This window comes from Nonomuraea lactucae (assembly GCF_003313395.1).
In the GTDB taxonomy this organism is placed as follows: domain Bacteria; phylum Actinomycetota; class Actinomycetes; order Streptosporangiales; family Streptosporangiaceae; genus Nonomuraea; species Nonomuraea lactucae.
Window position 1 is genome coordinate 1 of the sequence record NZ_QNFZ01001014.1, and the last position, 14,762, is coordinate 14,762.

Annotated in this window: 16 protein-coding genes; 8 read left to right on the forward strand and 8 right to left on the reverse strand. The window is 71.3% G+C overall.

Translation table 11 applies throughout. The annotated features are described in order from the left end of the window. From DQW85_RS36965 to DQW85_RS36975, 3 genes are all read right to left on the reverse strand, one after another. On the reverse strand, window positions 1-921 hold a 921-nt coding region (locus DQW85_RS36965; protein WP_113704388.1), incomplete at its 3' end, for an alpha/beta fold hydrolase. 63 nt (window positions 922-984) lie between these two features. Continuing rightward, window positions 985-2,064, reverse strand: coding sequence for a CapA family protein (locus DQW85_RS36970; RefSeq protein WP_113704389.1), 1,080 nt, complete (start codon window positions 2,062-2,064; stop codon window positions 985-987). A 136-nt stretch (window positions 2,065-2,200) separates the two neighbouring features. After that, complete coding sequence (locus DQW85_RS36975; protein ID WP_240197674.1) at window positions 2,201-3,028, reverse strand: helix-turn-helix transcriptional regulator; 828 nt, start codon at window positions 3,026-3,028, stop codon at window positions 2,201-2,203. Between the two features lie 101 nt (window positions 3,029-3,129). Here DQW85_RS36975 and DQW85_RS36980 point away from each other — a divergent pair, with 101 nt between their 5' ends. After that, entirely contained in the window at window positions 3,130-4,524 is a 1,395-nt protein-coding gene (locus DQW85_RS36980) for an MFS transporter (RefSeq protein ID WP_113704390.1), read from the forward strand. Between the two features lie 206 nt (window positions 4,525-4,730). Here DQW85_RS36980 and DQW85_RS36985 read toward each other — a convergent pair whose 3' ends face one another. Together DQW85_RS36985 and DQW85_RS36990 are read right to left on the reverse strand one after the other, a co-directional pair. Continuing rightward, window positions 4,731-4,952 (reverse strand): DUF397 domain-containing protein, encoded by a 222-nt coding sequence (locus DQW85_RS36985; RefSeq protein WP_113704391.1) that lies wholly within the window; start codon window positions 4,950-4,952, stop codon window positions 4,731-4,733. A gap of 59 nt (window positions 4,953-5,011) precedes the next feature. Further along, window positions 5,012-5,875, reverse strand: coding sequence for a helix-turn-helix domain-containing protein (locus DQW85_RS36990; protein ID WP_113704392.1), 864 nt, complete (start codon window positions 5,873-5,875; stop codon window positions 5,012-5,014). Window positions 5,876-6,573: 698 nt separating this feature from the next. On the opposite strand from DQW85_RS36990, the gene DQW85_RS36995 reads away from it, so the two are divergent. The 6 genes from DQW85_RS36995 (at window position 6,574) to DQW85_RS37020 (ending at window position 12,187) form a co-directional block, all read left to right on the forward strand. After that, a complete protein-coding gene (locus DQW85_RS36995; RefSeq protein WP_113704393.1) occupies window positions 6,574-6,789 on the forward strand; it encodes a hypothetical protein in 216 nt (71 codons plus the stop codon). A gap of 1 nt (window position 6,790) precedes the next feature. After that, window positions 6,791-7,447 carry a hypothetical protein gene (locus DQW85_RS37000; protein ID WP_113704394.1) on the forward strand — a complete coding sequence of 219 codons (657 nt, stop codon included), beginning with the start codon at window positions 6,791-6,793 and terminating at the stop codon, window positions 7,445-7,447. Window positions 7,448-7,571: 124 nt separating this feature from the next. Next, the gene (locus DQW85_RS37005; protein WP_113704395.1) at window positions 7,572-9,761 is read left to right on the forward strand and encodes a molybdopterin-dependent oxidoreductase; all 2,190 of its coding nucleotides are present in this window, start codon (window positions 7,572-7,574) and stop codon (window positions 9,759-9,761) included. Between the two features lies 1 nt (window position 9,762). Further along, on the forward strand, window positions 9,763-10,374 hold the full coding sequence (locus tag DQW85_RS37010; RefSeq protein ID WP_113704396.1) for an HD domain-containing protein: 612 nt from the start codon (window positions 9,763-9,765) through the stop codon (window positions 10,372-10,374). 120 nt (window positions 10,375-10,494) lie between these two features. Next, complete coding sequence (locus tag DQW85_RS37015; RefSeq protein ID WP_205315689.1) at window positions 10,495-11,328, forward strand: Rieske (2Fe-2S) protein; 834 nt, start codon at window positions 10,495-10,497, stop codon at window positions 11,326-11,328. Window positions 11,329-11,347: 19 nt separating this feature from the next. After that, window positions 11,348-12,187 carry an NmrA family NAD(P)-binding protein gene (locus DQW85_RS37020; RefSeq protein ID WP_113704398.1) on the forward strand — a complete coding sequence of 280 codons (840 nt, stop codon included), beginning with the start codon at window positions 11,348-11,350 and terminating at the stop codon, window positions 12,185-12,187. 71 nt (window positions 12,188-12,258) lie between these two features. Here the strand turns inward: DQW85_RS37020 and DQW85_RS37025 are convergent, their stop codons facing one another. The 3 genes from DQW85_RS37025 to DQW85_RS37035 form a co-directional block, all read right to left on the reverse strand. Beyond that, window positions 12,259-12,507: a hypothetical protein gene (locus DQW85_RS37025; protein WP_113704399.1), complete on the reverse strand. Its 249-nt coding sequence runs from the start codon at window positions 12,505-12,507 to the stop codon at window positions 12,259-12,261. A 30-nt stretch (window positions 12,508-12,537) separates the two neighbouring features. Then, window positions 12,538-13,293, reverse strand: coding sequence for a sulfite exporter TauE/SafE family protein (locus DQW85_RS37030; protein WP_113704400.1), 756 nt, complete (start codon window positions 13,291-13,293; stop codon window positions 12,538-12,540). Between the two features lie 99 nt (window positions 13,294-13,392). Continuing rightward, on the reverse strand, window positions 13,393-14,181 hold the full coding sequence (locus DQW85_RS37035) for an ABC transporter ATP-binding protein (protein WP_109525037.1): 789 nt from the start codon (window positions 14,179-14,181) through the stop codon (window positions 13,393-13,395). Between the two features lie 68 nt (window positions 14,182-14,249). Here DQW85_RS37035 and DQW85_RS37040 point away from each other — a divergent pair. After that, window positions 14,250-14,762: hypothetical protein (locus tag DQW85_RS37040; RefSeq protein WP_205315690.1), on the forward strand; the 513-nt coding region annotated here is incomplete at its 3' end.

Consider the following 14,762-nt stretch of genomic DNA (forward strand, 5'->3'; position numbering starts at 1 on the left):
CGTGACGACCACCAGCCGGTCGCCGAACGCCCCGCGCCCGACCCGGCTGCGACGCAGCGCGGGCGTGGCGTCGGCGCCGTCGATGTGGCCGGCGAACTCGGCGATCATCCTGGCCACCACGTCGGGCCGGCCGCGCTGCGCCCAGTGACCGGCGGCGACGCGGCGATGCCAGCACCTCGGCGCCCAGCGCGGGATCGAGGCGAGCAGCGCCGGGGAGACGAACGGGTCGCGGGTGGCCTCGATGAGCTGCACCGGCACGTCCACGCGCGGGTCGCCGTGCCCGCGGCCGCCCCCCAGGTTGCACCGGTAGAGCCGGAGCCCGTTGGCCGCGTCGGTGGCAAGGGTGTCGGCGGGATGGCCGGGGCGGGGCTCGACGCCCTCACCGAGCCGTATGGCGCGCTCCATCACCCCGCGCCCGATCGCCCGCCAGGCCAGCTCGGGCAGGGCCGGGAGCCGGAAGGCGCCGATGTACCACGACCGGGCGAGCTGCGAGGCCACCTCGCGCCGTGTGCCGTCCTCCATGAACCTGGCCCATTGGTCGAGCCCGGGCCCGCCGAGGCTGGTGAAGGAGGCGACGCGCTTACGGATGCCGGGCCTGGTGACCGCGTCCCACCCCTGGAGCGAGCCCCAGTCGTGGCCGGCCAGGTGCACCGCCGGCTTGCCGATCGCGTCGAGCACGGCCGCGAGGTCGGCGGCCAGGTGCTCGAAGGTGTAGTGGCGCGGGTCGCGTGGCGCGTCCGAGCGGCCGGCGCCGCGCACGTCGTAGCGGACCACGTGGAAGCGGTCGCGCAGCCGTGCGGCGACCTCGTCCCAGACGCTGTGCGTGTCGGGGAAGCCGTGCAGGAGCAGGACCGTCGGCCGGGTGGGGTCGCCCTCCTCGAAGAGCGCCAGCCGCACGTCACCCGACTCGACCCAACGCATCGCGACCTCCCGCCGGACCAACTCGTCCGAACATAACCCGTACGTGACCCCGTACGTGATTCGTCAGGGCCGGGAGGACAGGCCGGTGCAGGAGCGCAGCGCCTTCCAGTCGGCGACCGCCCGGGGGCGGGACGCGCCGGTCATCGGGATGGGGACGCCACCCTGGATGGTCGCGGGTGTCCACTGGTCCTTGAGCACCTTGCGGCCGTTGATCGTGAGGGTCAGCACTCCGGTCCGGCCGGTGGTCGCGGGGTTGGCGTTGTAGAACGCGAAGTTGCCGAGGCCGTAGCTGACGTAGGCGTCGCCCAGGTAGCCGGCGCCCAGCAGGATGTGCGCGTGCCCGCCGACCACCACGTCGGCGCCCGCCTTGACCAACTTGGGGGCGAGCGAGAGCTGGGCCGGGTTCGGGCACTTCTGCATCTCGGTGCCCCAGTGGAGGTGCACGATCACGGTGTCGGAGCCCTTGCGGGCCTGCCGTACGGCTCGCAGCAGGCGCTCCTCGTTCTTTGCCGAGGCCAGTCCGGGCTTGTTCGCGGTCGCCGTCCAGGCCGTGATGAACTCCGCGTCCAGCACCTGGGTGGCCCCGATGATCGCCACCCGGTTGCCGTTGACCACCCTGCGGAACGGCCGGTACGCCTCGGTGTCGTTCTTGCCGATGCCCACGATGGGATACTTCGTCCGCTTGATGGCGGCCAGCGAGTCGGCCAGGCCGGTCTCCATGTAGTCCATGCCGTGGTTGTTGGCCATCGACGCCACGTCCACCCCGGCGGCCTTCAGCGCGGTGAAGGCGCTCGCGGGCGCCCGGAACGTGTACTGCTTGCCCGGCGCCGGGGTGCCGCCCGTGGTGATCGCCGTCTCCAGGTTGACCATGGCCAGGTCCGCCCGGCGCAGCACGCTCGCGATCGGCCCGAGCGCCGTGCGCGGGCTGTTCAGCCTGGGGCGCAGCATCCCCTCGAAGTGCACGTCACCCCCGAACGAGATCGTGAACGGCCGGCGTTCCGGTGACGGTTCGGCGGCGGCCGAGGGGGTGTCTTCCGCGGCCGGCCGGCGGACCTGGCGGTCGGGGGCGTCGGACTGGGCCGCGGAGCACGCCGACAGCGCGGCGGCGACGGCCACAGCCGCGGCGGCAGGGGGGAGTCTCAATTGTCGCCACTTCTACTGGATCCTGACATTCAGGCATCGAGCATGCCACGCATACCGGGCGCACGACCGGCCAAGCCACCCCTTCGAACGGGCGGACGGTCCGCGCTGGGAACGCGTGGCGGGTGGCCGCCGGGGGTCAGCCGTGGCGCAGCAGCCGGTCGATCGCGTCGCGGGAGGCGTCGTCCATCGGGCTGTAGACGATCATGCGGGTCTCGGGGGCCGGGGAGTTGAGCACCGTCGTGCAGAACCGCATCTCGCCGGCCCACTCGTGCTTGAAGATCTTCTCTCGCGGCCCCGGATCGGCCACGTCCTGACGTGCCCAGAGCCGGGCGAACTCGGGGCTCACCGCGCACAGCCTGCGTACGAACGCCTGCCAGCTCGGGTCGTCGGCGTGGCGGCTGTAGGCGCCGCGGAACACCGCCACCACCCCGGGCAGCTCCTGTTCCCGGTTGACCAGCATGCTCGACAGGTTGGACGGCAGGCAGCTCTGCCAGAGCGTGTTGCGCTCGCCGTCGGGGGCGCCGACCACCTCGGGCACCAGCACGGCGTAGGCGGGGTTCCAGGCCAGCACGTCGTAGCGGGAGTTGGTGAGGCAGGCGGGCATCGGGCTGAGCTTGTCGAGGATCTCCCTGATCTGCGGTGTCACCCGGACGGTGTCGTCCGCGGGCACACCCGTGCTGTGGCCCGCCAGCCGGTAGAGGTGCTGCCACTCTGCGGGGTCGAGCCGCAGCGTGCGCGCGATCGCGTCGAGCACCTGGGGGCTGGCGTTGATCGGCCGCCCCTGCTCCAGCCACGTGTACCAGGTGACGCCCACCCCGGCGAGCTGCGCGACCTCCTCGCGGCGCAGGCCGGGCGTGCGCCTGCGCGGCCCGGGGGCGAGATCGACCATCTCGGGGGTGATGCGGGCCCGCCGCGTGCGGAGGAACGCCGCGAGGTCGGAACGCCTGGCCTCCGTCACCGTCACCTCTCCACTATGGGGCCACGTGGACCGGGTATCCAGGTGGTGCTGATACCAGTATGAATGGGCTCTCGTTACTGGTATCGGATCGCGACCACTCTTGGAGCATGACCCACACCCTCGCCCCCGCTCTGCCTCCGGTCGCACAGCCGGAGCTGCCCCGGCGCAGGGGGCTGCTGCTGACGGTGATCCTCGTCGGGCAGTTCCTGGCCATCCTCAACGTCAACATCGTCAACGTGGCCACCCCCACCATCGAGGCCGACCTGCGCTCCTCCGGCGCCGGGCTGCAGATGATCGTCGCCGGTTACACCATCGTCTACGCCGTGCTGCTGATCACCGGCGCGAGGCTCGGCGACCTGTTCGGCTACCGCAACGCCTTCCTCACCGGGCTCGCGCTGTTCGCAGCGACCACCCTCGGCGCGGGCCTGTCGCCCTCGACGGGGTGGCTGATCGGCTTCCGCCTGGCGCAGGGCGCCGGCGCGGCGTTGATGATGCCCCAGGTGCTGACGCTGATCCAGCGCAACTACCAGGGCGCGGCCCGCGGCCGGGCGCTCGGCCTGTGGTCTGCCGTGGTGAGCGGCGGCATCGTGGCGGGCCAGGCTCTCGGCGGCATCCTGCTGGGCATCGGCGCGGGGTGGCGCATCGTCTTCCTGCTGATGGTGCCGATCGGCGCGCTGCTGCTGGTAACCGGCATCCGCGTGCTGCCCGCCGACCAGGGCGGCGGGCGGGCCGGCCTCGACCCGTGGGGACTGGTCACCCTGTCGGCCGCCGTGCTGCTCCTCGTGGTGCCGCTCGTGCTCGGCAGGGAGCTGGGCTGGCCGCTGTGGGGCTGGGTCTCGATGGCGCTGGGCGGGGCGGTGTTCGTGCTGTTCGTCAGGGTGGAGCGCTGGGTGACCTCGCATGGGGGGCGCCCCCTGATGGACGCCGCGGTCCTGCGCGCGCCCGGCATGCGGCCGGGGCTCGCGGTGCTGCTGTTCGGCCCGGCGACGTGGGGCGCGTTCCTGTTCACCTCGGCGCTGCACCTGCAGGGCGAGCTGCGGCTGTCGCCGTTCGCCTCCGGCATGATGCTGGTGCCGTGCGCGCTGACCTTCGCGGCCGTCGGGCTCGGCTGGCCGCGCCTGCCCGCCCGCCTGCAGCGCCCGCTGGTGCCCTTCGGCTACGTGGTGGCCGCGCCCGCCTACGTGGGCCTCGGGCTGGCGGCCGGCGGCGGGCTGCCGTACGCGGTCATGAGCGCGCTCATCGGCGCCGGGCTCGGCGTGCAGATCGCGGTGACGAACATCGCGACCGAGCGGGTGGACGACGCCCACGCCGCCGACGCCAGCGGGGCGCTGCTGACGGTCATGCAGCTGGGCCAGGTCATCGGGGTGTCCACGGTGGGCACGCTGTTCATGTCCTTGGAGGGGCACGGCGGCTCGGCCGCCATGGCGACCGCCGCCGCGCTGGCGGCGCTGGCCGTACTGGCCGGGCTGAGCTCCCTGTTCCTGGTACGGCGACACGCCTGAACCCGCGTCGCGTGGGGCTCACACCACGACCCGGAATTCGATCGTGTCCAAGCTTGATCATCATGGGAGGGTCTGCCATGATGCTGAAGTCTTCTGCGTTCGCTCAGGAAAAGAGCGAGGTGGAGCGTCCCGGAGGCCCTGCGAGGCCTTCTTCGTGAGCGCGGCCCTCGTGCGGGTTGTGCCAGCAACTCGCCGGGGGCCGTTCTCTACTTTCCGGCGAGCGCGGCCAGGTCGAACTGTCCCTCACGCACGCCGGCCGTGAACGCGGTCCACTCCTCCGGCGTGAAGACCAGGACAGGACCGTCCTGCACCTTGCTGTCCCTCAGCGCGACGTTGCCGTCGGCCAGCGGGGCGACCTCGACGCAGCTGCTCGCGCCGTTGCAGAAGCTGCTCTTCCGCCATGCCGCCGTCTTGATATCGGTGTGCATTTTCTCCCCAAATGGGTGAAGGGGCGCCTTTGCCCCCCTGTGGTGGTGTACTTCGTCGCTCAACGTCTCCACAGCATGGCCTTGCGCTGTATCAGGACGCGGGATTCGTCCTCGTCGAGCGCTTCGGACCTGATGTGCTCGAAGGCCGCCTCGTATCCAGCCACTCGCTCGAGGTCTTCGACGAAGTGAGCCGTGTAAAGGTGCTCCAGGTATACGACATCGTCAAATGCCGCGAACTTGAGATGGATGAAGGCCCCCGTGTTGACCGGGTGGAGCGACTCCATCGTGAGCACGCGGACGCTGACGTGCGGGAGCAGGGACATCTCCAGGAGGTGCTCCATCTGCGCCCGCATCACCGAGGGCTCGCCGAACCGCCGCGTCAGGACCGACTCGTCCAGCACGAACCGCATCTCGGGTGGATCCGGCCTGCGCAGCACGCGCTGCTGCCGGTCCATGCGCGCCTCGACACGGCTCCGGACACCGCTGTGCGTGATGCGTACGATGCCGCGGACCGCAAGGATGACCTCCCGCGCGTAGTCCTCGGTCTGAAGAAGGCCCGGCACCAACTGGGGTTCCCAGTTGCGCTGGAACACGGCCTCCGCCTCCAGCCCGAGGAATCTTGTGTACTCCTCGGGCAGGGAGTCTTCGTAATCTTCCCACCACCCGCGTTGATCCGCATCTCGCAACAGGCCGAAGAGTTCGTCAAGCTTGTCCTCGTCGACCCGGTAGAGCTTGGCCATCGCCTTGACGTCGTCGGCGCTGGGCATGGTCTTGGCCGCCTCGATCCGGCTGACCTTGCTGGGGGACCAACCGAGCTGCCGGGCGGCCACGGCCCCCGTCAGCTTGTGTCGCTCGCGGAGAAGACGAAGCTCCTGACCGAGCCTGAGCCTGCGGACAGTCGGGCTGCCCTGCTGCGATGGCACCGTCCACTCTCCTCGTCGGGAATGAAGGTGTAGCCGGGGAGGGTCGTTTGGAAGCCCGGGTTGGTGGGCCGTTCGCCAATCTTACACTGCAACTTGCATGCGTAGTGGCGCACGGCCTTGCCTGAAGCGTTTCACGTACGGGGCATGACGGACAAGCCAGGCTTCCCATCCGTACGCCGTCCTGGGCCTTCCATCCACACTCGACAGCTCGCGTGCAAGTTGCACACGAATATGCATAGCAAACGAGCAAGCAAGCTGCGAAGAAAACAAAATCTTCTCTTGCGCAGGGTATTGCAGCAGAAGTCCTTCGGAGAGACGATCGAGCCCAGGAGGGTCCCGATCACACGAGGAGGCCGGCATGACGACACGGCCGAACGGCACGGGCCTTCCATTCATGATCGCGCGCGGCCACGCGGGCCGCCTCACCGGCAACGGCGCCGTCCCGGATATGAATCCCCGCCACAGGGAGGCCGCTTGCCGGAAGGACACCGCACTCATCTGACGGAACGCCGCGACCATCGCTCTACCGGAACAGCCGGCCGCTCGGCCGGGACGACCGGAGCCAGAGCATCGGAAGACCGGACCCAGGCTGACCGCCGGCCACCGCATACGGGCTGCCACCCTGCGGCGACGCCGGTCAGCAGCCTGCAGTCCGGCGAAAGAAGCCACCTCGAGTAATGCCGCGAAAGGGGTCTTCTATGTACTCACAAGGTACCAAGGGACTCAGCCGAATCAAGTCCCGGATCCGGGAACTCATCGCATGGACCGACCGGGAGATCTGCATGGAGCCGGACGAGTTCGCCTACCGGCGAGGCTGGACGGTCGCCAGGTGCGGCTTCGGCGCCCGCATCTACCGGGATCCACGCTTCGACCAGCTCCGCATCGCCTCGAAGGTGCCAGAGGAGGTGTCGTGAGATGCCGAGGAACCCGCGCAACCAGATCTACCCGGCCAACGAGGACCTCCCCGCCGCGGGCCGCGGCAGCGTGCTCGCCAGGCTCTGGCGCGCCCGCACCGAGCTGCTGCTGGCCGCGGCGCTCGGCCTGCTCGCGCTGACGCTGCTCGGCGCCGCGAAGGAGGGCCACTGGATGCCGCTCATCCTGCTGAGCTGCGCGATCTCGGCGCCCGCCGTCACGCGGGGCGGCCGCAACTGGGTGGTCGCGCACTTCTGGTGCACGGTCTCCCGGCACCGCCTGCAGCGCACCTGCCTGGAGACCACCATGCACACGCGCTCCGGCCGGATCCCGCTGGTGCTCTGGATCACGCCGACACGCACGGGTGAGAAGGCGCTGATCCTTACCAGGGCGGGCATCTCGGCCGCGGAGTTCGAGGCGTACGCGGAGGAGATCGCGGCCGCCTGTTACGCCAGGAGCGCCGCCGTCTACCGGCACCGCAGGTGGGCGCACCTGGTGATCGTGGAGATCGTCCGGCGCGACGAGGTCACCGGAACGGCCTCCCCCGGATTGGAGCGGCTCTACGGCCGGCGGGCCTGGATCCCCCTCAGGTCCGACCTCGAGGAACCACCTGATCTGCGCTCCGGCCTGCCCGTAGGGCTGGTTCTGCAGGCCGGCTGATGACCGGGGGGCGCTCCGCGCAGCCGCCCCCTGGACAAGCCCCGGAGACCGCGGGGGCTCCGGGGCTTCCCCACGCGCCCCGTACGGTCCAAGATGAGTTCATCTGACGAACTCAGGAGTGGTGATGACCTCGACCGTCCACCGGACCTGTCCCCTGTGCGAGGCCGTCTGCGGCCTGACCCTCACCCTCGACGACGGCGGGCACGTCACCAGCGTGCGAGGCGACAAGGACGACCCCTTCAGCAAGGGCTTCATCTGCCCGAAGGGCGCCAGCCTCGGCCGCCTCGACGAGGACCCCGACCGGCTGCGCAGGCCGCTGATCAGGGAGGGCGACCTGTGGCGCGAGGTCGGCTGGGACGAGGCGTTCGCCGCCGTCAAGCAGGGCCTCGACCGCGTCACCGAGCGGCACGGCCGCGGGGCCGTCGGCGTCTACCTGGGCAACCCGAACGCCCACACCATGGCCGGAGCCCTCTACAGCGCGCCGCTGATCAGGGCGCTCGGCACCCGCAACGTCTACTCCGCCAGCAGCGCCGACCAGATGCCGAAGCACGTGGCCAGCGGGCTGATGTTCGGCCACCCGCTCACCATCCCCGTGCCCGACCTCGACCGGACCGACTACCTGCTCATGCTGGGCGCCAACCCGCTCGAATCGAACGGCTCGCTCTGCACCGCGCCCGACTTCCCCGGCAGGCTCAAGGCGCTGCGGGCGCGCGGCGGCAGGCTCGTCGTCGTCGATCCGCGCCGCACCAGGACGGCCGCGCTGGCCGACGAGCACGTGTTCGTCCGGCCGGGCACCGACGCCTACCTGCTGTTCGGCCTGGTCCACACCGTGTTCGCCGAGGGCCTGGAGCGGGTGTCGCACCAGGTCAACGGGCTCGACGAGGTGCGCGAGGCGGCCAAGCACTTCCCACCCGACGTGGTGGCCCGCCGCACTGGTGTCCCGGCGGAGGTCGTCGTACGGCTGGCGAGGGAGCTGGCCGGCGCCAGGACCGCGGCCGTCTACGCCAGGATCGGCACCTGCACGGCCGAGTTCGGCACGCTGGCGCAGTGGCTGGTCGACGTGCTCAACGTGCTCACGGGCAACCTCGACCGGCCGGGCGGGGCCATGTTCCCCAGACCGGCCATCGAGCATGGGGGGCGGCGCCGGCCGTACACGGTGGGGCGCTGGACGAGCCGCGTCCGCGGCCTGCCGGAGGCGAACGGCGAACTGCCCGTGGCGACGCTCGCCGACGAGATCGAGACGCCCGGCGAGGGGCAGATCAGGATGCTCGTGACCGTGGCGGGCAATCCCGTGCTGTCGGCTCCGCACGGGGCGCGGCTCGACCGCGCGTTCGAGGGGCTCGACTTCATGGTGAGCGTCGATCCGTACCTGAACGAGACCACCAGGCACGCGCACGTGATCCTGCCGCCGCCGCGCGTGCTGCAGTCCGGGCACTACGACTTCGCGCTGCTGGGCTTCGCCGTGCGCAACTACGCCCGCTACTCCCGGCCGTCGCTGCCCCTGGACGACCGGCCGTCCGAGGCGCAGATCCTCGCCAGGCTGTCCATGATCGCCTCGGGGCTGGAGGGCGACCTCGACGAGTTCGTCATCGGGCAGACCCTGGCCAAGGCCATCGAGACGCCCGGATCCGGCGTCGAGGGCCGCGACGTGGCCGAGCTGCGGGCGGCCCTGGACGGCGAGACGGGCGCCGAGCGCAGGCTCGACATGATGCTGAAGCTCGGCCCGTACGGCGAGTGGGCGGGCGGGGGTGACCTGTCGCTGCGCAAGCTGCTCGACCACCCGCACGGGCTCGACCTGGGACCGCTGGAGCCCCGGCTGCCCGACGTGCTCCGCACCGCCTCGGGGGTCATCGAGCTCGCCCCGCCGCGGCTCATGGACGACGTCGAGCGGCTGCGGGCCGGGCTGGACGAGGAGTCACCGGAGATCGTGCTGATCGGGCGGCGCCACCTGCGCTCCAACAACAGCTGGCTGCACAACGTCGGCCCCCTGGTCGGCGGGAGCAACACCTGCACGCTGCAGATCAACCCGGCCGACGTGGCGAGGCTGGGCCTGAACGGCGACGCCGTGGTCCGCTCGGCCAAGGGAGAGCTCACGGTGCCGATCGAACCGACCGATACGATCATGCCCGGCGTGGTGTCGCTGCCCCATGGCTGGGGGCACGCGGGCAGCGCCCAGTCGGTGGCCGCCGGGCACCCGGGCGTCAACGTGAACGCGCTGACCGACGAGACGGCGATCGACGTTCCGTCCGGGAACGCCGTGTTCAACGGGGTTCCGGTGACGGTTCTGCCAACCGGGGTGATCATCGCGCATTAGGGTGTCGCGCGTGACTACCGCGCCAGAAGAGGACCGCCTGAACGCCCAGATCGCCTTCGCCGTCGAGATCGACAAGTTGAAGCGGATCATCCGCCGCAACCTGCTCATGGACGGCTCACGGCGGGAGAACGACGCAGAGCACTCCTGGTACGTGGGCATCCTGGCGATGATCTTCGCCGAACACGCGCCTCCCGGCACCGACATCCAGCGGGTCGTCGCCATGCTCATGGTGCACGACCTGGTCGAGATCGACGCCGGCGACACGTTCATCTACGATCCGGCCGCGGTGGCCGCGCAGGCCGAGGCCGAGCGGGCAGCCGCCGACCGGATCTTCGCCCTGCTCCCCGCCGACCAGGCGGCCGCGCTGCGTGACCTGTGGGAGGAGTTCGAGGCGCGTAAGACGCCGGAGGCGAGGTTCGCCAGGGCGCTCGACCGTTTCGCGCCGATCCTGGCCAACCACAACACCGAGGGCGGCACCTGGCCGCTGTTCAAGGTGACGGCGGCGCAGGTCAAGGAGAAGGTCCTGCTGATCGAGGAGGGTTCGCCCTCGCTGGGCGCGTACGCACTGGACCTCGTGGAGCTCTCCGTCGCCAGGGGTCACCTGTCCGAGTGATGCCCTCAAGGCGGGGGTAGGGGACATTTCGTGAAAGAGATAGTGCGACCGAGACGTAGGCACTTGCGCCGTTTCGGGGGGCCGGTTGACCTCGCGGAACAGCTCGAGAGGTCCAAGGCCATGGACGCGCCCATCCGGGTGCTGGCCAAGGCCGTACGCGACACGATCCGTCCTGGCCCGCTGCGCGACGTGCTCCACGGCGTGCCCCTGGGCAAACCCTCGCATCCTCCGCTCGCCAACGTGAGCCTCGGCTGCTGGATCTCCGCGGCCGTGCTCGACCTCACACGCATCGATCCCAGGGCGTCGCGGCTGCTGCTGGCCGTCGGCATCGGCAACGCGCTGCCCACCGCGGCGGCCGGGCTGACCGACTGGTCGTCGCTCCACCTGGAGCAGCAGCGCGTCGGCTTCGTCCACATGATGCTGAACGTCACCGCGCTCGGCCTGTTCTCCGCCTCGCTGGTCTCGCGGCTGGCCGGGAACGAGCGGGCCGGCCGGATGCTGTGCCTCGCGGGAGTCGGCGTGGGCAGCGCGGGCGCCTACCTGGGAGGCCATATGGCCTACCGGCAGGCGGCGGGGGCCAACCACGCGCCCCAGGTCGCGCACCTGGTGCCCCTGGGCTGGCACGACCTCTGCGCGCTCACCGACCTTCCCGACGGCAGGCCCGTCGCGCGTCGGCTCGGCTACATCCAGCTGTTCGTGCTCCGGCGGGGCGACCACGTGAGCGTGCTCGCCGACCGCTGCCCGCACCTCGCCGGCCCGCTCCACCAGGGCCGGCTCGTCGAGGAGAACGGCGAGGCGTGCGTGGTGTGCCCGTGGCACGGCAGCACCTTCCGGCTGGGCGACGGGTCGGTGAAGCACGGGCCGGCGACCGCGCCCGCGCCGACCTTCGAGACCCGGATCCGGCGTGATGGCGTCATCCAGGTGCGCCCCGGCCTTGACCTCAAGTTGAGTTGAGGTCCTACGGTCGGGGGCCATGAGCACGATTCTCGTGACCGGGCCGACCGGGAATGTGGGCAAGCACGTCGTCTCCAGGCTGGCCGAAGCGGGCCTCGCGGTCCGCGCGCTGGTCCGCGACCCGTCCAGGGCCAGGCTTCCGGCCGGTGTCGAGGTGGTCAGGGGTGACCTGACGGCGCCCGAGACGCTGGAGCCCGCGCTGCGCGACGTCGAGGCCGTCTTCCTGATCTGGCCCGGCTTCGCCGCCGAGACGGCCGAGCCGGTCGTGGCGGCCGTCGCCAAGCAGGCTCGCCGTGTCGTCTACCTGTCTGCCGACGTGGCCGAACTCGCCGAGGACGAGGAGCCCACGCTCTTCCATCAGGAGCTCGAGCGGCTGATCAGGCGGACCGGGATGGCGTGGACGTTCCTGCGGCCCAGCGGGTTCGCGACGAACACGCTCGGCTGGGCCGGCCAGATCCGCCAGGGTGTGGTGCGCTGGCCGTACGGGGAGGCTTCGAGGTCGTTGATCCACGAGGAGGACATAGCGGCGGTGGCGGTGCACGTGCTCACCTCGGGCGGGCACGCGGGGGCGGCGTACGTGATCACCGGCCCGGAGAGGCTGACGCAGGCGGAGCAGGTCCGGATCATCGGCGAGGCGACCGGGCGGGAGGTGCGCTGGGAGGAACTGCCGCCGGAGACCGCCCGGGAGGAGCTGCTGGCCGCCTGGGGCGATCCCGGGTTCGTGGACGGGGCGCTGGCGGCGTGGGCGTCTTTCGTGGCCGCGCCGGAGAGGGTCACGGACACGGTCCGGAGGCTGCTGGGGCGGCAGCCGCGGACGTTCCGCGAGTGGGCCGCCGACCACGTGGACGACTTCCGCTGAGCGCCACATCGGCCGCTGAGCGCCTGGTCGGCGGCTCAGGGCTCGTCGGCGGCTCAGGGCTCGTCGGCGGCTCAGGGCTCGTCGGTGGAGTGCCGGATGGCGGAGTCTTCGTCGGCGGGGTGCTCGACCAGCGCGAGGATGCGGCTGGACATGAACCGCGCGGTGCGTACGGCGGTGCCGCTGCGCGTCACCTCGCTGACCTCGACCAGGCCCCGCCTCGTGGCCACCTCGACGCGGCGGCCCGCACGGGTGGCGACGACCTCGTAGGTACGCGGGCTACCGCCCGCGTCGATGACGATCTCCACCCGATCACCCTTCATGTCCGGATTCATACCCAGAAGGGCGGGAAGTTATCCGTACACCAGTTTGATAATCGCGGCGATCCCGACGGCCACGATGATCCCCCGCAGGACCGGCGCCGGGATGCGCCGCCCCACCTTCGCCCCCGCGAACCCGCCCACCGTGGACCCCAGCGCCACCGCCAGCACAGCCCACCAGTCGACCTCGGCGAACAGGACGAAGAGCACGGCCGCCGTGGAGTTGACGACGAACGAGAGCACGTTCTTGGCGGCGTTCACGCGCTGGAGGTCGTCACTGAGGAAGGTGCCGAGCAGCCCGATCAGCAGCACGCCCTGGGCCGCGCCGAAGTAGCCGCCGTAGACCCCCGCGCCGAGCACGCCGAGCCAGAGCGCCACCCCGCCGTGGGAGTGCGCGTGCTCGCGCCCGGGCGCCAGCCTGGCGCTCAGCCGGGGCTGCGCCACCACCAGCACACACGCCCCGGCGATCAGCACGGGCACGACGACCTGGAAGACCCTCGGGTCCAGGTAGAGCAGCAGGATCCCGCCGATGATCGAGCCCAGGCACGAGGCGGTGCCGAGGCGGACGAGCCGGTCACGCTGGCCCTTGAGCTCCTCGCGGTAGCCGTAGGCGCCGGTGAACGAGCCGGGGACCAGGCCGATGTTGTTGGCCACGTTCGCGGCCACCGGATCGAGGCCCACCGCCACGAGGGTGGGGAAGGTGATCAGCGAGCCGGAGCCGACGACCGCGTTGATGGCCCCGGCCGCGACCCCTGCCGCGCACACCGCCAGCGCTTCCCAGATCGTCACCCGCCCGAGCCTAGACGTCCACCGCCCGCACGATCACAGCGGGTCACCGGCTTCGGCGGCCGTGAGTGTCTTTAAAAGTCCACGCCGAACGCGCCGGCGCTAGTGCGCGCGGGCGTACCAGCGCCCCTCGGCGCTGCGGTCGAGCGTGAGCGGCAGCCCGAACGTGCGCGACAGGTTGTCGGCTGTCATCACCTGGTCGAGCGGCCCCTGCGCCACGACCGAGCCGTTGCGCAGCAGCAGCCCGTGCGTGAACCCGCTCGGCACCTCCTCCACATGGTGGGTGACCAGCACCAGCGTGGGCGAGCGGAAGTCATGGGCGAGCACCGACAGGCGGCGCACGAGGTCCTCGCGCCCGCCCAGGTCGAGCCCGGCGGCCGGCTCGTCGAGCAGCAGCATCTCGGGGTCGGGCATGAGCGCGCGGGCGATCTGCACCCGCTTGCGCTCCCCCTCCGAGAGAGTGCCGAACCGCCGCCGGATCAGGTGGGCCGCCCCCAGCATGTCGATCAGCTCGACGGCACGGGTGACGTCGTTGGAGTCGTACTCCTCGGTCCAGCGGCCCATGATCCCGTAGGACGCGGTCAGCACGAGGTCGATGACCTTCTCCTCCGGCGGGACGCGCTCGGCCAGCGCGGAGCTCGCCAGCCCGATGCGGGGCCGCAGGTCGAACACGTCAGTCTGGCCCAGCCGCTCGCCGAGCACCTCGACGACGCCCTCGCTCGGATAGAGGAGCGTGGCCGCGACCTGCAGCAAGGTGGTCTTGCCCGCGCCGTTGGGCCCGACGACGACCCATCGTTCGTCCTCGTTGACCTCCCAGTCGATGCCGCGCAGCAGGGCCGCTCCGTCCCGTCTGACGGCTACGTCCTGGAGCCGCAGCACCTGACCACCCATCCCCGGTCCCTCCTTCTGGAGAATGCTCGGGTCAAACCTATTGCAGGGCGAGCGCTTATCGTGGACCGGTGCGCCCTGAATCGACTGTCTCTCCCGTCCTGGTCGCCTGGTGCAACTCCTGGCTCGCCGGTCACGTGGGCCTCGACGAGGCGGCCGACCGTGTCGAATCCGCCGCCGGTCCCACGGTCGTGGGTGAGGTTCCGCTGCGCAAGTACCTCACGAGCCTCCGGGCCGACGGCCTGACCGGGTTCCGGCTCGCGCTGCCCGCGCCCGGCGACCCGCTCGGGCTCTCCGGGCCCCCGCAGTTCAACTCCGCCGCCGTGGACGCGGGCGAGGCCGCCATCGCCGTCCTCCCCGACCGCCGCCTCGGGCTGGTCCCCTCGCCCGATCTGCGCGGCTCCTCGTACGTCGGGGTACGCCTGGCCGTGCACGAGGCCGGGCCCGTCAGGCACGACCTGCCGTCGGTCGCCGAGGCCGAGCAGGAGCTGTCGGCCGTGATGCGGTCCGCGACCGAGGCGCTGGCCTCGGTCGAGGGCCCGGCCCAGGGCCGGCCGGAGCGGCTCGCCGCCGGCGGGGGGCTC